Annotated in this window: 23 protein-coding genes; 7 read left to right on the forward strand and 16 right to left on the reverse strand. The window is 44.4% G+C overall.

Going from position 1 to position 24,282, the window contains the following annotated elements:
• Positions 1-1,899, reverse strand: coding sequence for a RecQ family ATP-dependent DNA helicase (locus tag LAQ65_RS13585; RefSeq protein WP_224117519.1), 1,899 nt, complete (start codon positions 1,897-1,899; stop codon positions 1-3).
• Between the two features lie 22 nt (positions 1,900-1,921).
• On the reverse strand, positions 1,922-4,045 hold the full coding sequence (locus LAQ65_RS13590; RefSeq protein ID WP_224117520.1) for a heavy metal translocating P-type ATPase: 2,124 nt from the start codon (positions 4,043-4,045) through the stop codon (positions 1,922-1,924).
• A gap of 127 nt (positions 4,046-4,172) precedes the next feature.
• Here LAQ65_RS13590 and tsaE point away from each other — a divergent pair, with 127 nt between their 5' ends.
• Positions 4,173-4,589 (forward strand): tRNA (adenosine(37)-N6)-threonylcarbamoyltransferase complex ATPase subunit type 1 TsaE, encoded by a 417-nt coding sequence (gene tsaE / locus LAQ65_RS13595; RefSeq protein ID WP_224117521.1) that lies wholly within the window; start codon positions 4,173-4,175, stop codon positions 4,587-4,589.
• Positions 4,590-4,613: 24 nt separating this feature from the next.
• Positions 4,614-5,828, forward strand: coding sequence for an alanine dehydrogenase (locus tag LAQ65_RS13600; protein ID WP_224117522.1), 1,215 nt, complete (start codon positions 4,614-4,616; stop codon positions 5,826-5,828).
• On the opposite strand, the gene LAQ65_RS13605 is transcribed toward LAQ65_RS13600, so the two are convergent.
• The 5 genes from LAQ65_RS13605 to LAQ65_RS13625 form a co-directional block, all read right to left on the reverse strand.
• On the reverse strand, positions 5,825-6,481 hold the full coding sequence (locus LAQ65_RS13605) for an ABC transporter ATP-binding protein (RefSeq protein WP_224117523.1): 657 nt from the start codon (positions 6,479-6,481) through the stop codon (positions 5,825-5,827). The two genes, LAQ65_RS13600 and LAQ65_RS13605, sit on opposite strands and share 4 nt — an antisense overlap.
• Entirely contained in the window at positions 6,462-7,268 is an 807-nt protein-coding gene (lpxA, locus tag LAQ65_RS13610) for an acyl-ACP--UDP-N-acetylglucosamine O-acyltransferase (protein WP_224117524.1), read from the reverse strand. Before lpxA ends, LAQ65_RS13605 begins: the two co-directional genes overlap by 20 nt.
• A gap of 90 nt (positions 7,269-7,358) precedes the next feature.
• Entirely contained in the window at positions 7,359-8,765 is a 1,407-nt protein-coding gene (locus LAQ65_RS13615; RefSeq protein WP_224117525.1) for a bifunctional UDP-3-O-[3-hydroxymyristoyl] N-acetylglucosamine deacetylase/3-hydroxyacyl-ACP dehydratase, read from the reverse strand.
• Positions 8,766-8,813: 48 nt separating this feature from the next.
• Positions 8,814-9,866 carry a UDP-3-O-(3-hydroxymyristoyl)glucosamine N-acyltransferase gene (gene lpxD / locus LAQ65_RS13620; RefSeq protein ID WP_224117526.1) on the reverse strand — a complete coding sequence of 351 codons (1,053 nt, stop codon included), beginning with the start codon at positions 9,864-9,866 and terminating at the stop codon, positions 8,814-8,816.
• Between the two features lie 10 nt (positions 9,867-9,876).
• Positions 9,877-11,127 carry an HD domain-containing protein gene (locus tag LAQ65_RS13625; protein WP_224117527.1) on the reverse strand — a complete coding sequence of 417 codons (1,251 nt, stop codon included), beginning with the start codon at positions 11,125-11,127 and terminating at the stop codon, positions 9,877-9,879.
• Between the two features lie 81 nt (positions 11,128-11,208).
• Between LAQ65_RS13625 and porX the strand changes: the two genes are divergently transcribed.
• The 5 genes from porX (at position 11,209) to LAQ65_RS13650 (ending at position 16,223) form a co-directional block, all read left to right on the forward strand.
• Complete coding sequence (gene porX / locus LAQ65_RS13630; RefSeq protein ID WP_224117528.1) at positions 11,209-12,765, forward strand: T9SS response regulator signal transducer PorX; 1,557 nt, start codon at positions 11,209-11,211, stop codon at positions 12,763-12,765.
• Positions 12,766-12,865: 100 nt separating this feature from the next.
• Entirely contained in the window at positions 12,866-13,159 is a 294-nt protein-coding gene (locus tag LAQ65_RS13635) for a hypothetical protein (protein ID WP_224117529.1), read from the forward strand.
• A gap of 36 nt (positions 13,160-13,195) precedes the next feature.
• The gene (locus tag LAQ65_RS13640) at positions 13,196-14,005 is read left to right on the forward strand and encodes an MBL fold metallo-hydrolase (RefSeq protein ID WP_224117530.1); all 810 of its coding nucleotides are present in this window, start codon (positions 13,196-13,198) and stop codon (positions 14,003-14,005) included.
• A gap of 53 nt (positions 14,006-14,058) precedes the next feature.
• Positions 14,059-15,006 (forward strand): ComEA family DNA-binding protein, encoded by a 948-nt coding sequence (locus LAQ65_RS13645; RefSeq protein ID WP_224117531.1) that lies wholly within the window; start codon positions 14,059-14,061, stop codon positions 15,004-15,006.
• A gap of 65 nt (positions 15,007-15,071) precedes the next feature.
• Positions 15,072-16,223: an acyl-CoA dehydrogenase family protein gene (locus tag LAQ65_RS13650; RefSeq protein WP_224117532.1), complete on the forward strand. Its 1,152-nt coding sequence runs from the start codon at positions 15,072-15,074 to the stop codon at positions 16,221-16,223.
• A 55-nt stretch (positions 16,224-16,278) separates the two neighbouring features.
• Here the strand turns inward: LAQ65_RS13650 and LAQ65_RS13655 are convergent, their stop codons facing one another.
• From LAQ65_RS13655 to LAQ65_RS13695, 9 genes are all read right to left on the reverse strand, one after another.
• Complete coding sequence (locus tag LAQ65_RS13655) at positions 16,279-16,458, reverse strand: hypothetical protein (RefSeq protein ID WP_214460115.1); 180 nt, start codon at positions 16,456-16,458, stop codon at positions 16,279-16,281.
• A gap of 54 nt (positions 16,459-16,512) precedes the next feature.
• Positions 16,513-17,745 carry an ATP-dependent Clp protease ATP-binding subunit ClpX gene (gene clpX, locus LAQ65_RS13660; RefSeq protein ID WP_224117533.1) on the reverse strand — a complete coding sequence of 411 codons (1,233 nt, stop codon included), beginning with the start codon at positions 17,743-17,745 and terminating at the stop codon, positions 16,513-16,515.
• A gap of 131 nt (positions 17,746-17,876) precedes the next feature.
• On the reverse strand, positions 17,877-18,503 hold the full coding sequence (locus LAQ65_RS13665; RefSeq protein ID WP_224117534.1) for a ClpP family protease: 627 nt from the start codon (positions 18,501-18,503) through the stop codon (positions 17,877-17,879).
• A gap of 57 nt (positions 18,504-18,560) precedes the next feature.
• Positions 18,561-19,247, reverse strand: coding sequence for a ClpP family protease (locus LAQ65_RS13670; protein ID WP_224117535.1), 687 nt, complete (start codon positions 19,245-19,247; stop codon positions 18,561-18,563).
• A 224-nt stretch (positions 19,248-19,471) separates the two neighbouring features.
• A complete protein-coding gene (tig, locus tag LAQ65_RS13675) occupies positions 19,472-20,857 on the reverse strand; it encodes a trigger factor (RefSeq protein ID WP_224117536.1) in 1,386 nt (461 codons plus the stop codon).
• Positions 20,858-20,953: 96 nt separating this feature from the next.
• Positions 20,954-21,781: a universal stress protein gene (locus LAQ65_RS13680; RefSeq protein WP_224117537.1), complete on the reverse strand. Its 828-nt coding sequence runs from the start codon at positions 21,779-21,781 to the stop codon at positions 20,954-20,956.
• 98 nt (positions 21,782-21,879) lie between these two features.
• Positions 21,880-23,007, reverse strand: a complete 1,128-nt coding sequence (locus LAQ65_RS13685) for a hypothetical protein (RefSeq protein ID WP_224117538.1) — start codon at positions 23,005-23,007, stop codon at positions 21,880-21,882.
• 5 nt (positions 23,008-23,012) lie between these two features.
• Positions 23,013-23,729, reverse strand: a complete 717-nt coding sequence (locus LAQ65_RS13690; RefSeq protein ID WP_224117539.1) for a hypothetical protein — start codon at positions 23,727-23,729, stop codon at positions 23,013-23,015.
• Positions 23,707-24,261, reverse strand: coding sequence for an RNA polymerase sigma factor (locus LAQ65_RS13695; protein WP_224117540.1), 555 nt, complete (start codon positions 24,259-24,261; stop codon positions 23,707-23,709). Before LAQ65_RS13695 ends, LAQ65_RS13690 begins: the two co-directional genes overlap by 23 nt.
• Between the last annotated feature and the right edge of the window lie 21 nt (positions 24,262-24,282).

Raw genomic sequence — 24,282 nt, forward strand, 5'->3', positions numbered from 1 at the left:
TTAAACAAGGCTGAATTTACCATCCGTACTTATAACGATCTGTTCCTCGGCCTGCAGGTGGTTAATCGCTTTCCAAAGCTCGGTTTCATCGCAGGGAAAAGGCAGTTGCAGTTTGATTGCGTCTAATTGCAGTTCTCCTGCCGATAAAACTTTCTTTATGGCTTTAACCAGCCCGTCAATTGAAACGGGTTCTTTCCTGCTCCTGAGGCAATTGTCGCAGATGCCACAGGCTTTTATGGTTTCATCCCCAAAATAATTTCCGATATAAACGCTGCGGCAGGATTTCCCTTCTATGTATAACCGCAGTTTGCGAAGCCTTTCCCTGGCAAGTTCCTTTCTTTTTGCCAGGGCCTGCAGGTCAATTTTCAGGTATTCAACCTTAACCCTTTCACTCAGCAAAACCAGTTGGGGCTGGTCTTTTTTAGGTTCGTAAATTATTATTCCATGCTGGTGCAGGAAATTCAGGTCATTGATCAACTGGTCATTTTCAATTTTCAGTATGCGGCACAGGTATAATTCGCTGATGATGACCGGGTAAGAGAAAATGCCCTCATAATTCCTTAGCAATGCCTTGATAAGCGGTTCCAGCCTGGGATATTGTTGTTCGAAATTTTCGATCCATTGCCGGTCGCCTGAAAACCTTACGGTAGATGGCATGTAAACTGATTCATTCAGTGCACAATAGCCTTCTGCCTGGAGTAGCTGCAGCGAGTTTATTGCAGAGGCCCTGTCGATATTAAAATTATTGCAAAACAGGCCCAGGTCGAAATCATAAGTATTGCCCTCGCCGCTTCCGGAGGGGATTTGTAAAAAATTCGCCAGTGCCTGGTATACTTTCTTAATGGTTTCAATGTTGGGATATTTCTTTTCCAGTTGTCCATCCAGCTCATCCAGTTCCTGTTTATTATATAGTAATACCGCATAAGCTTTTTGCTGGTCGCGGCCAGCCCTTCCTGCCTCCTGGTAATAGTTTTCAAGGCAGTCAGGTACATCATAATGCACAACCAGCCGCACATCAGGTTTATCAATGCCCATGCCGAAAGCATTCGTGCTTACAATTATCCTGCATTGGTTACTGGTCCATAGTTGTTGCCTTTCATTTCGTTCTTCATGACCTAACCCGGCGTGATAGAAGGTAACGGTATGACCTTTGTCCTGCAGGTACCGGCAGATATCGGCCGTTCTCTTCCTGCTTTTACAATATACAATCCCGCTACCTTCAACCTGTTTAAAAATATTGGCCAGCTTTTGCAGTTTGTTGTCTTCTTCGAAACAGCTGTAGGAAAGAAGTTCCCTTGCAAAAGAACCCTTTATTATAACAGCCTTTCTGAGCGCGAGTTGATTGACAATATCGGCCTGCACCAGCGGTGTCGCTGAAGCAGTTAATGCAAGCACCGGAACTGCGGGTATTGCTTCGCGTAAACTGGCGATCTGCAGGTAACTGGGCCTGAAATCATATCCCCATTGTGAAACACAATGCGCTTCATCAATTGCCGCAAGGCTTATCGGCATTTCCGGGAGGAACTCTTTAAAGACCCTGGTTTGTAATCGCTCCGGGGACAGGTAAAGCAATTTTATTTTCCCGTTAATAGCCAGCTCGAGCGTTTTCATGATCTCTTTGTAAGGCATGCCGGTATGCAGTGCGAGAGCAGAAATACCTTTTTTGCGCAATTGCTGTACCTGGTCTTTCATCAGGGCTATCAAAGGGCTTACCACCAGGCATATGCCTGGTTTCACTAATGCCGGAACCTGGTAACAAACCGACTTCCCGCTTCCTGTAGGAAGCAAGGCAAGGGTATCCTTCCCTGCCAGGACAGATCGGATAATCTCTTCCTGCAAAGGCCTGAAAGTATCATACCCCCAATATTCCTTTAAAATAGCATGGATGTTATCTGGCATCGGCTGCAATCTACAATTTTACTCAGGTGGTTTTCTTAACAAGCAAACGCAGGGAATTGAAGGCCAGTACAACATCGCTCAGGCCCATCGCCAATGCCCCTAATGCCGGGGTTAAAAAACCAAATGCAGCAATTGGAATTGCAATTATATTGTAGGAAAATGCCCAAAACAGGTTTTCCCTGATAGTTATCAAAGTATGCTTGCCCAGGCCAAGTGCAAGGGGTAGGTTTTTCAGGCCATTGTTCATTAAAACAACATCAGCGGTTTGCATGGCTACTTGTGATGCATCACTTAAGGAAATACCGATAGTGGCTTTTGCCAGTGCAGGGGCATCATTAATGCCATCACCCACCATTGCAGTTGGTGTGGTCTCACTAAGCCTGCTGATGATTTCCAGCTTCTCTTCCGGGGTCTTTTCCGCATATATCGTGTCTATGCCAAGTCCTTTTGCCAGTGTATTGCAGTTGGCCAAACTATCCCCACTCAGCAAAATAGTTGTAATTTTTTTAGTATGGAGGTAGCTGATTACGCTTGCGGCTTCTTCCCTTACAGTGTCTTTAACATCTATCCAGCCTAACAAACGGCCATTTTTAAGCACATAAATATTGTGGTGGTCTTCAGTAATATTATTGCCTGCCATAACATAAGATCCTGCCCAATATTCATCCCCCTCTTTACTGGTGCCAATCATCCCTTTTCCTTTAACTTCCTCAATTTTGGTCCATTTAATATCATTGGATGTTTTCCAGTATTTACTGATACATTGCGCGATGGGATGATTGGAATATTTCTCCAGTGAATAAGCAATAAGTTTAAATTCATTTTCAGCAATGCCTTCAGCAGCAAATTTATCAATGCTGAATTCCCCGGTTGTTAATGTTCCGGTTTTATCAAATACAACCTGGCGTATTGTTTTGAAAGCTTCCAGGGACCTGGCATTCCGGAATAATATACCATTTTTTGCAGCCCTTCCCAGGCCTACCGCAATTGCAGCCGGGGTAGCCAATCCCATTGCGCATGGGCACGCGATGACCAATACAGCAATACTTCGCATAAGCGCCGGCGTGAAAGCATCCAGGAAGAAATAATTGGCAACAAATGTAACCGCTGCGATACCCAGGACAACAGGCACAAATATGGCACTGATCTGGTCAGCCATTCTTTGAACCGGTGGTTTGTCGCCCTGTGCTTTTTTTACCAGGTTCAAAATATTGGCCAGCACTGACTGGTCTGCAGCCGCTGAAACCTGTGCTTTAAGCGTGCCACTGGTAAGCAGGCTTCCGCCTATAATTTTATCTTTTGGTTTTTTGCTGACGGGTAAACTTTCACCTGTGATGATTGCTTCATTCACAGTTCCCTCACCCCACAATATTTTAGCATCTGCCGGAACCTGTTCGCCGCTTTTTACCAGTACGAGGTCGCCGCTTCTCAGCTGTGTATTTTCAACGGGGAAAACCAATTCCTGGTGATGGTCATCAAAAGCAATCATGTTGGCCATTACCTTCTGGCTCCTGGCCAGCTTGTTCAGTTCACGCTGTGTGGATTGGACAGATACATCTTCCAGGTAATTGCCCAGGAATACAAGGGTAATAATTGCCGCTGCTGTTTCATAAAACAGGAACTGGTCGCCTTGTCCCATCAATGTTCCGATCAGGCTGTATACAAAGGCTGCTGTTGCCCCGATGGTAATTAAAACATTCATATTGGGACTTCCGCTTCCCAGGCTTTTCCAGGCACTGCGGCCAAAAAAATACATTCCGGTGATGTACACAGGCAGGCAGAGAACCAGCTGTACCCAGGGGTTCATCAGCCAGTGTATATGCAGGCCGGGTATCATATGCAGCATTAAAACCAGGGTGAAAGGAAGGCAGATCAGCAAAAACCGCAGGTACCTGTTCATTGGCTTATGTGATGATGCCGTGGCTTTCCGGAGTTTTTCATCCACCACTTTATATCCCAGTGAGTTAATGCCTTGGGTAAGATTTTTTTGTTGTGCTTCATCCAATTCTACTATTTCAAAATGTACATCACCGTCAATCGGATTTACTTTCACATTCTGCATGCCTTCTTTTTCCAGGAATTTGGTAACACTCAATGCACAATTGGTACATGTCATGCCTTCTACTTTCCAGTTAATTGTTTCCATATTTCATCTTTTCATCAACATAATTGCACATACAAATATACGAATATGCGGGTGCATTGCTTTTAGATGGATACACTAAAAAAGTAACCCTGTTGCAGTTATAGCGCCTTGTGAATTAACTTTGGCTATGCATTACAGTTTTTCCCTTCAGGAATTGCCTGGTTTGGCAGTAAAACTCCTGGACTTACTCGGAGAGCACAGGGTTGTTGCGATATATGGCCCGATGGGTGCCGGTAAAACCACGCTTGTACATGCATTGTGTGATGCGCTTGGTGTGCAGGAAGCCGTTAGTAGCCCGACTTTTTCAATTATCAATGAATATGCTTTTGAAAATGGAACAGTTTACCACCTTGATTGCTACCGGTTGCGTGATGAAGCAGAAGCGGTTGCTGCGGGTGTAGAGGATTGCCTGTATAGTGGTCAATGGTGCTTTGTGGAGTGGCCGGAAAAAATTCCCCATTTAATTCCTGAAAATGCAGCCATCCTGAAAATTAGTGTCACTGCGCCATCAATACGAACCCTTGAGCTGGAAATAAAGTTGTAATTTGTTATCCCTTTATTTCAGTACATGGCCCAGCAAAAACCATTTATCAGTCCATCTTTCAGCTATGAAACGCTTGAAGAAACACTCGATGTTAAGCCAACAGGTGCGCAGCTGCTTATTGGTATACCCAAAGAAATAGCCTTCCAGGAGAACAGGGTTGCACTAACCCCGGATGCTGTTGGTGTGCTGGTAAGTAATGGCCACCAGGTAATCATTGAACACAATGCGGGCGATATGGCCCATTACCGGGATAAAGAATATGCTGAAGCCGGGGCAAAAATCGTTTACGATAAGGCTGAAGTGTATAAAGCACCCTTACTGGTGAAAAGCGCCCCGGTCATTGAAGAGGATATCCCTTTTCTCCAGGCCAACCAGGTGATTATTTCCCCAATGCATATCACATTACTGAAGGCTGAGTTGCTGGAGAAGATGATGGAAAAAAGAATCACGGCCTTGTCTTTTGAAAACCTCAAGGATGAAAACGGTACATTTCCCATCGTGCGCAGCATGAGTGAAATTGCCGGAAGTTCTGTAATGTTAATAGCCGGGCAATATCTTGGTTCAGCTAATCATGGTAAAGGCGTTTTGCTTGGAGGGATAACAGGTATACCACCTTCCAAAGTAATAATACTTGGAGCCGGAATTGTTGGCGAATACGCTGCCAGGGCGGCCCTTGCACTTGGTGCATCTGTGAAAGTCTTCGATAACAGTGTTTATCGCCTGAAGCAGTTGCAGGATAATGTGGGCCATCGTTTGTGGACTTCGGTAATTGAACCAAAAATCCTTGCCAAGCAGCTGAAAACCTGTGAAGTTGCCGTGGGTACATTGCGTAGTAACAGCGGAAGGGCCCCGTTGGTGGTAACGGATGAAATGGTCAGCAATATGCGTCCTGGCAGTGTGATCATTGACGTTAGTATAGATACCGGCGGCTGTTTTGAAACTTCAGAAATCACCAGTCATGAACACCCGATTTTCATGAAATACGGGGTTATCCATTACTGTGTGCCGAATATTCCTTCAGGTTTTGCCCGGACGGCCTCCCATGCCATCAGCAATGTGCTGATGCCGTTATTGCTAGAAGCGGCTGATGAAGGCGGTATAGAAAGCCTGATCTGGCACCGGGTGCATCTCCGCAGCGGCATCTACCTCTTCAAAGGTGCCTTGACACATTTTCACCTCAGCCAGCGCTTCAACCTGAAATATACCGACCTGAACCTGCTGATTGCCAGCAGGCGCTAAGCGTTAGGATTTGTTATGCTATTTTTTCCCGCCTGGGATTTGTAATCCAGGATATGAATGGCTTCAGTACAGAAATTGTACTCCTGGGGGTCATTACTGCTCACTATGATCAGTCTTTTGGGTCCAAAGTCTGCGATTAATTGCTGGTAAAGGTTAATGCCTGTTGCATCCAGGTTGGTGCAGGGTTCATCGAGCATTACTACCTGGGTGTCAGAAAAAATGGCCTGGGCAAGTTTTAACCGTTGTTTCATTCCGGATGAATAATAGCGCACCTGTTTATGCGCTGCTGCGTCTAACCCGACTTTTGCAAGTATTTCAAAGATGGTAAAGCCGGGGAGCAGGGGTTTGAACTTTTCATGGAATGTAAGGAACTCAACCGCTGTCATTTCTTCAATTAATTCAAGATAGGGTGCGGCTATAGACAGGTGGCGGAAAACAGCATCAGGATCAACTTCCTTTCCCTGCAGTGTGTACTTTATTTTACCAGCTGAAATGGTTAAAGAGCCGGCGATAGCCTGCAGTAAAGTGCTTTTACCTGAGCCGTTTGGTCCGGTTATGGCATATGCTTTTCCTGCATGGAAGGTATAGGAGAGTTGCCGGAATATCCATTCCCGGTTAAACCTTTTGCCGGTTTCAGATAGCGCTATCGTCATCACTGCTGCCTTTGGTGAAGCGCTTGATGATTCCCCTTCCACTTTCCCTGATGAAGGTTACGATTTCATCTCGTTCATCAGTTGCACTAAATTCTTCCTCTATAAATTCAAGGGCCTGGGAAGTATTCATGCCTTTATTATAGAGTACCCTGTAAATATCAAGAATGTGGTTGATGCGGTCTAAACTGAAGCCCCGCCGTTTGAGGCCAACTGAATTAACGCCGGCATAAGATAACGGTGTACGGGCAGCCTTTATATATGGGGGAACATCCTTACTCACGAGTGATCCGCCGCTAACAAAAGCATGCTGACCGATTTGAACGAACTGGTGAACGGCACTTACACCTCCGATAATTGCCCAGTCGCCAACAGTTACATGGCCAGCCATCTGCACATTATTGCTCATAATCACATTGTTGCCAACTATGCAATCATGTGCCAGGTGGCTATAAGCCATTATGAGGCAATTGTTACCTACCGCAGTTTTACCACGGTCTTTTGTGCCCCTGTTAATCGTAACAAATTCACGGATGGTGGTGCCATCACCAATTTCAACATTTGAATATTCGCCTTCGAATTTCAGGTCCTGTGGTGTTGCAGCCAGTACGGCACCTGGAAAAATCCGGCAATTTTTACCAATGCGGGCACCTTCCATAATTGTAACATTACTGCCAATCCAGGTACCTTCCCCGATTTCCACATCCTGGTGGATGACTGTAAAGGGGTCAACTTTTACATTGGTAGCCAGACGCGCATTTGGATGTATGTAGGTATGCGGGTGAATCATTGGTAAATTTTCAGAAATTGTCGATAAGCCCACAATTCGGGGGCATAAAAAACGTCAGTCTTTTAAACTGACGGGCAAAAATAGGGGTAATTACTGTCTTTTCACTACCTGGGCTACCATATCAGCCTCCGCGCATAGTTTATTACCAACGTAAACGGTACCTCTCATTTCACAAATTCCCCTGCGGATAGGTGAAGTCAGCTCCATTTTCAGCAACATGGTATCTCCCGGTACGATTTTCTGTTTAAACTTACAGTTATCAATTTTCAGGAAATAAGTATCATATGGTCCTGTTGGCATGGAATTTATGGCCAGGATCCCACCAGTCTGCGCAAGTGCTTCGCAAAGCAGTACACCAGGCATTACCGGGTTATTCGGGAAATGTCCCTGGAAAAATGGTTCATTAAAAGTTACATTTTTCACGCCTACAATCACTTTGTCGGTTAACTCAATGATTTTATCTACCAGCAGGAAAGGAAAGCGGTGGGGCAGGGTCTGTTCAATTTGCTGGGCGGTGAAAATTGGGGGCTGAGTACAATCATAAACCGGAACATCCTTGAGGTGCTTGTTCTTCTTAATATACTGCTTGATTTTCCTGGCAAATTCAACATTTGTGCTATGGCCGGGCCGGTTGGCAATAATCCGTGCCTTTACCGGGTAACCAATCAGTGCGAGGTCTCCAACCACGTCCAAAAGTTTATGGCGGGCTGGTTCATTGGGGAAGCGTAATTCCAGGTTGTTCAGGTAGCCTTCATGCTTCACCTCTATTTTATCGCGACCGAAGGATTTGGCGAGCCTGCTCATTTCTTCAGCGGTTACCGGTTTGTCTACAACAACAATGGCATTATTAATGTCGCCCCCTTTAATGAGGTTATGTTCCAGCAGCATTTCCAATTCATGGAGGAAAACAAAAGTGCGGCAGGGAGAGATTTCCTTTACAAAATCACTCATTTTTTTCAGTCCGGCGTGCTGTGTGCCTAAAACCGGGGAATTAAAATCAATCAGGGTAGTAATCTGGTAATCCACCGATGGCATGGCCACCATTTCAACCCTTTTTTTGTCGTCGTAATGGTAAATATTTTCTTCGATACTATACCAGGCTTTAGCAGCCTGTTGTTCCTGGACGCCAACTTCTTCCAGCATTTCCACAAAGGGTTGTGAACTTCCGTCCATAATTGGCATTTCCGGGCCATTGATCTCAATAAGGCAGTTATCTACGCCCATTCCAACAAGGGCAGCCAGCACATGTTCTACTGTACTTACTTTAGCATTATTGTCTTCAATTGTGGTACCCCGGGAAGTATCCGTTACCAGGTCGCAATCGGCCTTGATCGTTGGATGGCCGGGCAGGTCAATACGCTGGAATTGGATTCCGAAACCCTGGTTTGCGGGTTTAAAGGTCATGTCAACCTTAACTCCTGTGTGTAAACCAGTGCCTGAAATACTTATTTCTGAACCTACGGTATGCTGTTTATCTGGGTTGAAATTTGCGTCCATGCTGTAATCTTAATTGCCAAAGATAGCCAAACAGAAAGAAGTTTGAAGTCAGAGGTTGATTCTTTCTGCCAGCAATTGCTTTACCAGTTGCTCCAGTTCCTTGAGGCGTTTTTCAATATCGGGAAGGTTGCGACTCAGTGCCTGGCTGCGAAGTGCGCTGGTATAATCATAAGCCGGGGAGCCTGTCACTGCTGAGTTGGGTACTTTTATGGATTTGCTTACGCCACTCTGGGCATTGATTTTGCTGCCATCAGCAATGCTTATATGCCCTACGATACCGGCCTGGCCGCCAATCATGACATTGTTGCCTATTTTGGTGGATCCGCTTACTCCCACCTGTGCGGCTATAACAGTGTTTTGTCCCACTTCCACGTTATGGGCTACCTGGATCAGGTTATCCAGTTTGGCGCCAGAACGGATAATGGTAGATCCGATTGTCGCCCGGTCGATGGTTGCATTTGACCCTATTTCAACCCCGTCTTCCACAACAACGTTCCCGATCTGGGGTACTTTTTTGAAACTGCCATCGGCCTGGGGTGCGAATCCAAAACCATCACTTCCGATTACACTACCGGCATGTATGGTAACCTGTTTTCCGATTTTACAATCGAAATAAATCTTCACGCCAGGGTGGATAATTGTTTTGTCACCGATACTTACATTGTTTCCGATGTAGGCATGCGGAAATATTTTTACATGGTTTCCGATGGTCACATTTTCACCGATATAGGCAAAAGCACCAATGAAAACGTCTTCCCCAAGTTTGGCTGAATCGGGAACATAGGAAGGTTCCTGCCTGCCGACTAACTGCTGTGTTTTTAATTCCTGGTATTTGGATAACAGCGTGGCAAAAGCTGTATAGGCATCCTGTACCCTGATCAGGGTAGGGGTTACGGCTTGTTTTAATTCGAGGCTTTCATTCACAATAACAATGGAAGCCGAAGTACTATATAAATAATCTTCGTACTTGGGATTGGCCAGAAAGGACAGTTGCCCGGTAGCAGCCTCTTCAATTTTACCAAAAGATCCCACGGAAATATTGGGATCCCCTTCAATTTTTCCATTGATCAGAACAGCTATTTGCGCGGCACTGAATTGCATAATAAATATTTTAATACGGCAAGGCATTAAACAAAGCGGATGCCGAAATTGGATTCAGGTAGCAAAAGTAATGTTTTTTAACAGGGCGGGATAAATTGTGCTGGATCAGGGCGTTATCAACTTGAGAGATATCTTTAACGCTGCCGTCTTTAAAAAGTATATTGATTTTTTCCTCGCTCGGGTCATAAGTCGTATTGCTTGCTTCACCGCTGAAAACGAAATAGGCAGATTCTTCCAGGCTAAGGCCGGTAGCGTTGGCAATGGCCAGCCGTTCTTCTTCAAGGAACTGCTGGCTGACAGGTTCTGCCTGCAGTTTCACTTTTAACAACTGCCTGTCTACCAGCATCCTGCAAAGTACTGACAGGACTTTATCTGGATGGAACATCCAGCTTTTTATGGCACCCAAAACATCAACATCATCTAACTGGCAAAACTTATCCAGATGGGCTGAAATCTGCAGCGGTTTTGATTGGTGCAGGAAAAAATCAAGCACCTGCGAGGGCGCATGTACCGGGATTCCCAACCGGATCAGTTCCTTAGCCCTTAATATAATATTGACCAGCATTTTTTCGGCACACAAAACTGTTTTGTGGAGGTATACCTGCCAATACATCAACCGGCGGGCTACCAGGAATTTCTCAATGGAAAAAATGGCTTTTTCTTCAACCATCAGTTCCCCGTTGTGCACAGTAAGCATTTTCAGGATACGGTCATACATGATCACCCCTTCTGAAACGCCGGTAAAAAAACTATCGCGCGTCAGGAAATCCATCCTGTCAACGTCCAGTTGCCCGGAAATCAATTGGTGCAAAAAGTGTTTATGGTATTGCCCTGTAAAAATGCAGATGGCCAGGGTTAGCTGTCCGTTGAATTCTTTATTCAATGCCTCCATGATGAGCAGTGAAAGTGTTTCATGGTGAACACCTTCGATAAGCGTTTCTTCCAGGGCATGAGAATAGGGGCCATGCCCTATATCGTGCAGCAGGATGGCAATTTTTGCCGCAAGTTCCTCCTCTGCGGAAATCTCAATCCCTTTGCTTTTCAACTCAGACAGGGCATTACTCATCAGGTGGTAAGCACCCAGGGAATGGTGTAGCCGGTTGTGAACAGCCCCGGGATATACAAGGTGGGCAAATGCCATTTGCTGGATACGCCGCAGCCGCTGGTAATAAGGATGGCCAATAACCTTGAAAAGGAGGGGATGGTCAATGGTAATAAAACCATACACGGGATCGTTTACAATTTTCCGGCTTGCCATCATATCCTTGCTGGTTTTGTTAAATTCTTTAAATACTAGCCTGTAAAAGTACGAAGGCGCACCAGATAAATTACATTTGAATTCATGCCAATAGCAACAATACTCTGGGTCGACGATGAAATGGAAAGCCTGCAATCACAGAAGCTTTTCCTGGAAACAAAGGGCTATTCCGTACACACCCTTACCAATGGATTTGATGCCATCGATTATGTTCGGGAAAACCAGGTTGACCTGGTATTGCTTGACGAGACGATGCCTGGTATAACCGGTTTGGAAACACTGGCTAAAATCAAGGAAATCAACCAGCAGATACCGGTGGTTCTTATCACTAAAAATGAAACGGAAAACCTGATGGATGAGGCAATAGGATCGCAGATCAGCGACTATCTCATCAAACCTGTCAATCCCAACCAGGTTTTACTGAGCCTGAAAAAAATTCTTGATAACAGGAGGCTAGTGGCAGAAAAAACTACCTCCGCATACCAGCAGCAGTTCCGTAATTTATTTATGGCGCTGAACAATAATCCGGATTATAATGACTGGATGGACATCTACAGGAAACTGGTATACTGGGAACTGGAAATGGAAAAAAGTGATAGCCCTGAAATGGTGGAAGTGTTGCAATCGCAAAAGCAGGAAGCCAATACGGAATTTTGCAAATTCGTAGCCCGCAATTACCTGAATTGGGTTAACCCAAAATCAGACGAAGCGCCGATCATGTCAAATACCTTGTTCAGGTTTAAAGTGCTGCCACATATTGAAAAGGGTACACCCACTTTCTTTATTTTGCTCGATAACCTGCGTTTTGACCAGTGGAAAGCAATCCAGCCAATTTTCGCAGCCCATTTCCGGATTTTGGAGGAAGATACCTTTTACAGTATCCTGCCCACTGCTACACAATATGCGCGCAATGCTATTTTTGCCGGATTGATGCCGGTTGAAATTGAAAGACAATTTCCCCAGTACTGGAAAAATGATGAAGAGGAAGGGGGTAAAAATTTGCATGAGGAGGTATTTTTCCGGGCCCAGTTAAAACGCTTAAAGCGGGAAGACATAAAGTTGTCTTATGTGAAAGTCGTAAACCATCAGGCTGGAAATGAATTGGTGAATAATATCCATAACCTGCTGGGGAACGACCTCAATATCATTGTTTACAATTTTGTAGACATGCTCAGTCATGCCAGGACCGAAATGGAGGTGCTGAAGGAATTGGCCAGTGATGAAATCAGTTACCGTAGCATAACTGCAAGCTGGTTCGAACATTCTCCCCTTTTCCAGGCGTTGAAAAAAATTGCCGATAAGAAAATCAACCTGGTATTGGCCACTGACCATGGTTCTGTAAGGGTTAATAACCCGCATAAAGTAGTGGGGGATAAACAAACCACCACCAATTTGCGCTATAAACATGGACGGAACCTCAATTATGAGGCAAAGGATGTATTAGCCATAAAGGATCCAAAAGAAGCCGGTCTCCCGGTGCCTACTGTCAACTCGTCCTATATATTTGCCAAGGAAGATGGTTACCTGTGTTATCCTAATAACTACAACCATTATGTAAATTATTATCGCAATACGTTCCAGCATGGTGGAATTAGCCTTGAGGAAATGATCATCCCGGTTATTAAAATGTCCAGTAAATGAGTTGCCTGCCAGGTCTGTGGAAAATTGGTGGGTACTCTCAGTCCCTATGCAGCTTTCATTTGGTATTTTTGCTACCTGGTCATTAACAAGATTACATTGCATGAAGTACACCCAAGCCACTTTACAGAAAATTGAACAGGTTCTCGATGATGCTTCGTATATAATAAGGTACGAAAGGGGTACATTCCAAAGTGGTTATTGTATCCTGGAACAAAAGAAAGTGGTGGTATTGAATAAATTCCTGCCACTTGAAGGAAGGATTAATACCCTTATGGACATAATTCCGCAATTGAATATTAACCTTGACGATCTTTCACCGGAAGCCAGGAAAACTTATGCTGAAATAATGGAAAAGCTAAGGTTGGCCAGGGAGAATGAAACAGGTTCAGACTGACCGTAATTCTATTCTGCATTTAAATTATTCATCACTTTGAATGACCTGACCATAACTTTTTTGGGGAGCGGCACAAGCAGTGGTGTGCCAATGATCGGATGTGATTGTGAAGTATGCACATCTTCAGATCCGCGGGATAACAGGCTTCGGTCAAGTATTTTAGTAAGGTCGGCAAAGACCACCCTCGTTGTTGATTCCACCCCCGACTTCCGTTACCAGATGCTAAGGGCGGGCGTAAAAAAACTTGATGGGATCATATTTACACATCCCCACAAAGACCATATCGCCGGCCTTGATGATGTTAGGGCGTATAATTTTTTTTCGCGGCAGCCGATGAATATTTATGCCAACGAAATGACACAGATGAATATCATCCGTGAGTTCCCATATGCATTTGCTGAAACAAAATACCCTGGCGTGCCTGAAATTCAAATCAACTCCATCGACCAGGAACCGTTTATGGTAGGGGATATTCAAGTAACTCCCATTATGGTGTGGCATATGCGGATGCCGGTGCTGGGTTTTCGTTTTGGCGATTTTACCTATATCACCGACGCCAACCAGATAGATGCTGCCGAACAGGAAAAGATCAAAGGCAGCACACACATGGTGCTTAATGCCCTGCGCCATGAAAAGCATATTTCCCATTTTACCCTGAATGAAGCTATCGAAATGGTGCAAACCCTTGGTGTGCCGAATGCCTGGTTTACCCATATCAGTCACCAGTTAGGCCTCCATGCCAGCATCGATTCCCGCCTTCCCCAGGGTATGCACCTGGCTTATGACGGATTAACCCTGCATCACCACCCGGCGGGTAATTCCCGGCGGGTATTACCCGCCGGGTGAAAAACCGTGAAAAGACGCTTGCCCGGACCTGTTTAATTTGACAGGTTTATGGTATGAAAAAGTTTGACCTGCGGCGTTTAACCGAAGACTATTTTAGTTTTTCTACCAGGGAAAGATGGGCAGTCCTGGTACTGGTGGTAATTATCCTGATACTTTTTATTTTACCTGATTTTTTACCGGAGCAGGAAAGCAGGATTAATATAGCCGATAGCCTAATTACTTCAGCGGTTAAGCAATTTGATAGTGCCGGAAATACTACAAAGGGTCCGCAGGCTATCCTGCCAAACCAGGCCAATGGGATAAGTTCTCCTGAACGCTTTCCCTTTGACCCCAATTTATTAGGCAGGGATGAATGGATAAGGTTGGGGTTAAGGCCAAAAACCGCTGAAACGATATTGAAGTACCGTGCAAAAGGAGGCAGGTTCAGGTCGGCGGGAGACCTTGAGAAAATTTACGGCCTTAGCCCGGAATTAGCCCGGCAGTTAATACCCTGGGTTAAAATAATGCAGGTGCAGGAAAAAAGTCAGCCAAGCTATATGGTACGCCCCCGGCAGGATAGCATACATCCATTCCGGCGTAATCCGTCCAAAGAACAAAAAGCACAGAAAGTGGCTGTAAATACGGCAGATAGCCTGGCATGGCTGGCTCTCCCAGGAATTGGTCCAAAGTTGGCCGGCAGGATCCTTAATTTCCGTAAGAAATTAGGCGGATTTTTCCAGGTAAGCCAGGTGGCTGAAGTATATGGACTGCCAGATTCCGTTTTCCGGAAAATTGAGCCTTTATTGGAGGAAGATCAGCAACATCTCCAATTGATTCCAATAAATACCGCCACAGAGGCGGAGTTGGCTGTCCATCCTTATATAAGGCATTACTTAGCGGCAGCTATTATTCAATACCGAAATGCGCATGGCCCTTTCAAGGAAAAGGAAGAACTGATGGGCATCCATTTGTTGAAACAGGAACAATATGAGAAAATTGTCCCTTATCTTAAAATGCAATAACTAACACTTGTTAGTTCAATAAAAATCCATTTATATTGCAGTATAAAAGGCAATTAAGCAATTATATGGACTTTAATACTTCTGAACTCACCCAGCAAGTTGCGCAGACTGCCCGGGATTTCGCCCGGCTGCAAATTCTGCCACATGTAATGCAATGGGATGAAGTTCAGGAGTTTCCCAGGCAACTTTTTTCGGAGATGGGGAAATTGGGTTTGATGGGGGTAATGGTGCCTGAGGAATTTGGCGGAGCCGGATTGGGCTACCTGGAATATGTGGCGATTATACAAGAAATAGCCAAAGTCTGCGGCTCTATTGGTTTAAGCCTGGCTGCGCATAATTCATTGTGTACCGGGCATATCCTGGCTTTTGGAAATGAGATCCAAAAAAAGAAATACCTGCCGAAACTGGTTTCGGCTGAAGCCCTGGGAGCCTGGGGATTAACTGAAGCAAATACCGGAAGTGACGCAGGGAATATGAAAACAACCGCAGTGCGTGATGGAAATGACTGGATCTTAAATGGCACAAAAAATTGGATCACACATGGGAAAAGTGGCGATATAGCAGTGGTGATTGCCCGTACGGGAGAGCCCCGTACAAAGGACAATGCCACTGCTTTTATCGTCGAAAGAGGTACTCCGGGGTTTGCAGGCGGTAAAAAGGAAAATAAACTTGGTATGCGGGCGAGTGAAACCGCCGAAATGATATTCGACAATTGCCGGGTCGCGGATGAAAACCGGTTAGGTGAAATTGGAGCCGGTTTCAAGCAATCCATGAAAGTTTTGGATGGAGGCAGGATTTCCATTGCAGCATTATCTGTAGGTATAGCAAAAGGCGCGTTGGATGCCGCCCTTAAATATTCCCAGGAAAGACAACAGTTTGACCAGCCAATTGCCCATTTCCAGGGGATTTCATTTAAACTGGCAGATATGGCCACGGAAATTATGGCTGCAGAATTGCTCACTAACCAGGCAGCAGATCTTAAAAACAGGGGGCGTAAAATGACAAAAGAGGCTGCTATGGCAAAATATTTCGCCAGTGAAGTAGCTGTAAGAGCTGCTACCGAAGCCGTACAAATATTCGGAGGCTATGGATATACCAAAGATTTTCCTGTAGAAAAGTTTTACCGCGATAGTAAGCTTTGTACCATTGGGGAAGGCACCTCTGAGATCCAAAAAATCGTTATTGCCCGGGAAGTCTTACATCCCACTCACCACTAAGGGGTTGCCAAAAAAATACCCCGCAAAAGCGGGGCATTTAAAATATCTTTTATTTTTAGTCAAGATAATCATCCTGTTCTTTGTCTTTGGGGCCATATTTATCAAACAAGCGATCTATCGCCCCACCGAAAATGGGGAATTTCTCTTTTGCAAAATTCTTTATAATCTCAACAGCTTTAAATGCTTGTTCTTCAGTTAATCCTTCCGCTTTTAATTGGTCTATCAATTCTTTCATATAATTATCTATTTTCTGTTAACTGCCTGGCACTTTTACTGCACCATCCAATTCTTAAGCAACTTTCAGCAGGCTCATCTTGCTTTTATCGAATTTCTTTTCAGCATAATCCAGGCTAAGATGAAACTTGGTTTCTTTGCTGGAAGGCAGTTCAAACATAGCATCGGTTAATATGCTTTCACAAATCGAACGTAGTCCGCGTGCGCCTAATTTATACTCCATCGCTTTTGAAACCATAAAGTCGAGGACATCGCTATCGATAGTCAACTCGATTCCTTCAATTTCAAAAATTTTCTTATACTGTTTGATCAGGGCATTTTTGGGTTCTGTAAGAATTGACCTCAATGTTTCGGCGTCAAGGGGATTTAAGTAAGTGACAACCGGTAAACGGCCGAGTAATTCGGGAATCAATCCGAAATGCTTAAGATCCTGCGCATTCACAAATTGCAACAGGTTCTTTTTGGCATGTTCCTGTTGTTCTTTATTTACATTAAATCCGATAGCGTTTGTATTAACCCTGCGTGCAATGAGTTTATCTACACCATCAAATGCACCGCCGCATATGAACAATATGTTCTGGGTATTAATTTTGATAAGTTTTTGTTCCGGGTGCTTGCGGCCGCCTTGTGGTGGCACTAATACATCAGTTCCTTCCAGGAGTTTTAAAAGTCCCTGCTGCACACCTTCGCCACTTACATCACGGGTAATAGAGGGATTATCTCCTTTCCTTGCTATCTTATCAATTTCATCAATATAAACAATGCCCCTTTCTGCTGCTGTAACGTCATAATTGCAAACCTGCAGCAGTCGGGTCAGGATGCTTTCAACATCTTCGCCCACATAACCTGCTTCGGTAAAAACAGTAGCATCAACAATGGCAAAAGGTACATTCAGCAATTTGGCAATGGTCTTAGCCAATAATGTTTTACCTGTTCCGGTTTCACCAACCATTACGATATTACTTTTTTCAATATCGATATCACCATCACTTATTTTTTGCTGGAGCCTTTTATAGTGGTTGTATACTGCCACTGCCAGAACTTTCTTTGCATCATCCTGGCCAATTACATACTCATCAAGAAAGCGTTTGATCTCTATTGGTTTCTTAACCGTTAATTTAAATCCTGAACCCGGAGAATCTGACCTTGTCAGTAATTCCTGTTCTATAATTTCACGAGCGTGTTCAACACAGTTCTCGCAAATATGCCCATCCTGACCTGCAATCAGGATTTTAACTTCATCCCGGCTGCGTCCGCAAAATGAACAGTGTAAAGTATTTTTAGCCATATGCACATTACTAGGTTACAAAGGTATCTATTCCTTTAGATTGATGCAGATAAAAAACCGCTCCGAATAGACGGAACGGCATTTTACGGTGGTTTATTACGATTATTTAACCGTATAATTCCGGTTAATTGTTAAATTTTATCGACAAGGTCGTCTACAATGCCATAAGTAATAGCATCTTTCGCGTCCATCCAGTAGTCGCGATCGAAATCTTTCATTATCTGGGAAAATGTTTTTCCGCAGTTTTCTGCCAGGATCCGGGCGCCCAGTTCTTTTACCCGCTTGGTTTGAATTGCCTGGATTTCCAAATCAGCACTTACACCCTGCATATATCCGCCAAGGCTTGGTTGGTGAATCATCACTTCTCCATGCGGGAATATGAATCTTCTTCCTTTTACGCCGCCACTCAGCAATATTGAACCCATTGATGCGGCCAAACCCATGCAAATTGTAGAAACCGGGCTCTTCAGCATTTTCATGGTATCATAAATAACCATGCCACTGCTTACAACACCACCCGGGCTATTGATATAAAATTTTATTTCTTCTCCGGATTTATCGGCATCAAGAAGCAGCATTTTAGTGACAACTTCGCGTGCAGATTTGTCATCAACCGGCCCCCAGAGATAAACTGCCCTCTGGTCAAAAAAATACTTTTCCAGTTTTTTGTTGAGCATCATCAGGTCATCACGCTTATCATCCCTTGGTTTTTCTTCCTCTTCTTCGAAACGGGGAGAATAATATTTTGAGTTGTACATATAACTTTTTGATTTTCGGAGTTTAATACAGAATTACCGGCAACAGGTTTGGGAAATTTAATCCCTGTGCTCTTTCCTTGGATTAACCAGCAGCACTTCATCAACCAGCCCGTATTCCTTGGCTTCAGTTGAAGTAAGCCAGTAATCGCGGTCACAATCTTTTTCCACCTGCTTTAATGGCTTGCCGGTATGGTGTGAAATAATATCATATAATTCCCGCTTCAGTTTCCTGATTTCATTTACAGTTATTTCGATGTCTGAAGCTTGTCCGCCTATTGCCCCGCTCGGCTGGTGCATCATAATGCGGGCATGTTTCAGCGCTGTGCGTTTCCCTTTAGTGCCTGAGCACATCAAAACAGCTCCCATTGATGCGGCCATACCAATACAAATGGTTGCTACATCGGGGGTGATGTATTGCAGCGTATCGTACATGCCAAGTCCGGCATATACACTTCCGCCCGGACAGTTGATATACATCTGGATGTCGCGGGTACGGTCGGTGCTTTCAAGGAAAAGCAACTGCGCAGTAACAATATTGGCTACTTCGTCATTAATTGGGTAGCCCAAAAAAATGATACGATCCATCATCAGGCGGCTGTAAACATCCATCACTGCAACATTCATTGGGCGCTCCTCAATAATATTGGGGGTGAGGTTAGTTACTTGATGCTTCTGGTAGTCATGCAAGGTCAGGCTCGAGATGCCCCGGTGCTTGACGGCATATTTTTCAAATTCTGAACTCATATTCCGGGTTATTTTATTAAAAATAAGGTAGAACAATGGTGCAAATATCTTTCCAATTGAAAATCATGACAAAAAACGTAAAGAATGCTGACAAAATGGGTTAATCGCGTAAGGTAATGCGCAAACCTGAGGGTGTTTCCCGGGAGCTACTATAAAAAAAGGCTACCATTTTACTGGTAGCCCTGTATTTTACAATTCACGATTTATGGTCTTCGATTCACCTTTTAGTGGTGGTGGTGATGTTCTGCCTGCATTTTCTGGAAATCTTCCAGGCTAACCGGCTTTTCATCTTTCTTCACCAGGCTTTCTGCCAGGGCGAAGATCTTATCTGTCTGGATACGGTGGTAACTGTCTTCTACAAATTTGCGGTCTTTCATCATCCGCTCTACATAATCGTTCACCCATGGTTGCTCGATATCCAGCTGGCCCATGTTCATATTGCCCATATAGCTGAATAACTGCGCTTTCGCGAAGTCGCGCAGGTCTTCCGGTTTAACCTCAATTTGATGGTCTTTAACCAACTGGTCAACGATCAGGGTCCATTTCAGGGAATTCACAAAAGAAGGATATTCTTTTTCAGCCTGATCTGGCGTTTTAGGTTGCTCGCCACCGCTCTGCATCCAGCGTTTCAGGAAGGATTCAGGGAAATTGATCTCTGTTTTATCCAACAGGAAATGATAAATAGTATCATAAATCTGGTTCCGGCTTTGAGCATCCAGTTGTTCCTGGATATCTTCTTTAATAGCCTCACGGAAAGCTGCTTCATCAGCTATTTCCTTACCTGGAAAAACAGTCTTATAAAACGGTTCCTCCAAGGGGGATTTTTCAACCAGTCCAACTTTGGTGATTGCCATATTAAAGTACTTGTCAGCGGCGGAATGGTCTTCCTTAGCAAAGCCGAGGTCTCCCAAAACCCACTCTCTTTCCTTGGCATCAAACGCCTTGCTGAGTTGAAGGTTAATAACATCCCCATTTTTCCTGCCAACCAGGGATGGGCGGAAACCTTCAGCGAAATATTTAACCAGCAGTGAATTTTCCTTGTGGGCGCCACCTTCAATTTCCTGGCCATTGGCATCGGTTTCAGTAAATACAACATTAAGGACGTTGTCTTCACCCGTAACCATTTCCGGTTCGGTCATATTGCCATGACGCAGTTGCAGGCGTGTGATCTCTTCATCCACCATTTCTGGGGTTACGGTTATTTTGAGGAAAGGCAGGCTGGCATTTGCCAGGTCTGCTACCTTAAAATCTGGTTTCAGGCCAACTTCAAAAGCAAAAGCATATTCATGGGGGGTATTGAAATCAAGTTGGCGGGAATCATTTTCAGGCAAGGGAAGGGGCTGGGCAAAGATTTCCAGCTTTTCATTCACCATAAAATCACTCAACTGCTTTTCTACCGTACGCAGCACTTCATCAACAAATACAGACTGGCCATGCATTTTGCGGATCAGCCCGGAGGGTACCATGCCTTTGCGGAAGCCCGGAATATTGGCCTGTTTGCTATAGTTTTTTAAAGCTTTTTCGAAAGATGGCAAATAATCTTCTTTTGCCACTTTTACTGTGATCTTGTCATTCAACAGACCGATATTTTCCCTCGTAACGGTTGCCATACAATGCGATTTTAATTGATACAATATGGCACAGGGGGTACCCCATGCCTCAAAATTGGGGGGCAAAAGTACAAAGAAAAAATCGGAATGTCGTCCTTAATCTTTATCCTGTAATACCAATAAGGGGATGTTTGATTTGTAGGCCATTTCCCTTGTGTGGCTTCCGCTGACCAGGCGTTCCCACCAACTGTGTTTATGGGCTACCATTACCAGCATCTGGCTGGGTTGTTGGTTCAGGAATTCCACTAATCCGGCTTCAACGCTGGAATTTTCAAGGCTATGGTATTGGTGGTTTATTTTCTCAAGCATTGGTTCCAGCCTGACTTTACCACTGATTTGCTCAGCACTCATAATTTCACCAGGCCGCTGGAAATTCACCACATGTAATTTGGCTCCGGGGTTACTTTTCAGCAAGCTGCCAAGGGCCTCAAGGCAGCGGGGGTTCATAGTATAGCTGAAATCTGTTGCATAGGTCAGGTTTTGCAGGGCGACATAACTGTTTTTTGCAGGGACCACTAAAACCGGGATATGAGATTTCCTGATAACCGCAACTGTTGTACTGCCGATGAACTTGTCGAGAGCCGTATTTTCACCCCGCATACCAATAACGATAAGCTCAGCGCCAATTTCTTTTGCCTGGTAAACGATTTCATCTGCCGGCATCCCGATGTTTACAATTGTTTTCACGGTAATACCAGTTTGCTGTTGCAGGTTCGCGGCCATTTCCCGGGCCAGCTTTTCATTGTCTTTCTGCAATTCATCCACTGAAACCATTACATACGGAACTTCACTCACTGGAGTGGGTAAAAGGTAGGCATGTAAAAGTGTTAACTCAGCCCCTAATGATTTGGCCAGGTTAGCAGCGTATAGTGCGGCCTCCCTTGAAGGCTCGGAAAAATCAGTGGCAACCAGGAAAGATTTCATATACAATAATTTTAATGGTTAAAATTAATTGATCGATTGCCTTTCCGATATGATTCTCGTCATTTTTGTACATGAGAAATGCAACCTCATGAAGATTATCAGAAATTCTGGATAACCCTGATCGTTGGGGTTACATTCAGGAAGAAATCATGGAAATACAGACCGGGTTCAATGGCTGTTTTCTGCAACTGAAGGCGACCTGCACCAAGGCGAAAGGTATTCTTGTCATAGAATTCCCCGTTTCGGTATACCAGGTAACCAAGGCTTACAATGGCGTTTAAACTGACAGGCTTCCTGGGGTCCTTTTCTTTTACCGGGCCCTGGCCATAACTCAGGGTCAGGAAATCGTTCCGGAAGGTGCTCAGGTTGCCTTCCGTATTTTTTGCAAAAAGGAAGTTCGGTTCCCATTGCAACCCGATTTCATGTTTCCATTCTTTTTCCCTGTTGCAGAGCACAAGCGTCGTTCCCAGGCCGAAGGACGGCACAAAATAATTTTTATAATTCTGGATGTTGACTGTGAACTGGAAGGATAAATAATCGCCCGGTGCACCTGCTGTTGCCCGGCGCTTGTCGGCATAAATAGTAGGATCGCCATTTAAATAAAACGGCCCCCAGCCTGATGTTTTACCCCATTTGTTTTTCCATTTCCCGTTATAGTTAGCCAGGTAGCTGGGGATTTTTTGGTTGAGCATACCGGCATCAAAGGTTGCCAGATCTTCCAGCTTATTCAGGTAAAATATTAATCGGTAGAAGCGGGGATCATACCTGCTGATATAATGTTCCTTTGCTTTTGGGGGGTTATTGACCACTCCAATAATATTTATGGTATCCTGTTCAATCTTGAGCGGGGCCATGTCTTCCCCCTGCCGGACAAAAACACTGCCTTGTTGTGGAAATTGTTGTAACCGGATCTTCCGGATACCGGCTGCATTCGTCAAGTGATCGATGCGTATGGCGGCCAGGTCATCATTGACAGAATCTTTGAGCGGTGCAAAATCCTGCAGGAATATGGCCAGGATGGAGTCAATATTTTGTATGCGTGTTAAGTCATTAATATCACTGACTTCAACCTGCATTTTATTGCCTTTGCCAAGGTCCACCATAAACCTTTTGCTGAAACTAAAACTTGTTGGCAAATTAAAAGTTTCCGCTGTTTTGCCGGACTGGGCAAAAAGCTTTCCTGAGGCGCTGATCAACAGCACCAGTGCAAATAAAAAATATTTCATGTTGATTAGTTTGCTGAACTTATGTTAATCGTAAATCTTTCGGGTTTGGAGGCTGCATAAATATCATCTGCTCCTGTTTGCCCAAAATTTGGGTAAAATGTCCTATGCGGTTTTTCGTGTGCCTGGTTAGTGATCAAGTTGTTGCCGCCGGCTTCAATTTCATTCAGGTAAACGACGGCCATTTTTTTCTTTTGCCTGGCTATGGGTGCAACAGATAATAATGGCGAATCCATTTTGTTGTCATTTGCTGCGAATGGTTGTTGAGTGATCCGAATTGAGGAAATAGCCGGTGTTAATTCCATTTGTTCTATCGGGGTATTTGGTTTTTTAGCACCCGAAGCCTGGTGATTCCCGGAACTGGCTCTTTTTGTTAAAACAAGCTTATTAATGCCTTTAGCAGCAGGTTCAGGATGACCTTCGGGAACAATTGCCAGTTCCCTGGTAACCAAAGGTTCTGCGCCAGTCCTGGTTTTAGCAACAGGCTGATCCTGATTATTGTATTCCTTTTTAAACCAGGGTATTGTAATCAATAATGCTGTGAATATTGCAGCTGCCGCCATCCATAACCAGATTTTATTATTTTTTCTTTTCGGTTGCTCCAGCTTTGCATATAGTTTACCCCAGGCTGCACCTTTGTTATAAGAAGGCTCACCAGGCAGTTGTCCAAGCTGCTCCAGGCGACTTTGCCAACCAGCCGGATTATTGTGTTTTTTGTCTGGCATATTCAATTCCTTTTTGTGTGATCAGTTTTTGCAACAAACCCCGGGCCTTGCTTAGTTGTGATTTTGAAGTACCCACAGAAATGCCCATCAATGCAGCAATTTCAAGGTGGTTATAACCTTCTATAATGCTCAGGTTAAAAACAGTCCTGTATCCAACCGGTAATTGTACAACCAGGTTTAAGATTTCATCTGCTGATAAATTATTCAGGGCTTCTTCCTCAAAAGAAATATCTGCTGCTGCTGTTTCTGCGACAATGGTAAATACCTTTTTCTTCCGCAGGAACATCAGGCATTCATTTACCATTATTTTTTTAACATAGCCAAATAATGCCGCATCTTCTTCATAAGTAAAAGCCTGTAAATTCCGGAAGAACTTGAAAAAACCATTCAGCATAAGTTCCTCGGCATCTTCCTGATTTTTGACATACCGGTAGCAGGTCACCAGCATCCTGTCTGCCATTTCATCAAACAGGCATTTCTGGGCAGCAGCGCTGCCTTTTTTTGCCTCATAAATCAATTGTCCAAGATGCATACTTTACTGTATGGTTTTATT

This window comes from Flavihumibacter profundi (assembly GCF_020076305.1).
In the GTDB taxonomy this organism is placed as follows: domain Bacteria; phylum Bacteroidota; class Bacteroidia; order Chitinophagales; family Chitinophagaceae; genus Flavihumibacter; species Flavihumibacter profundi.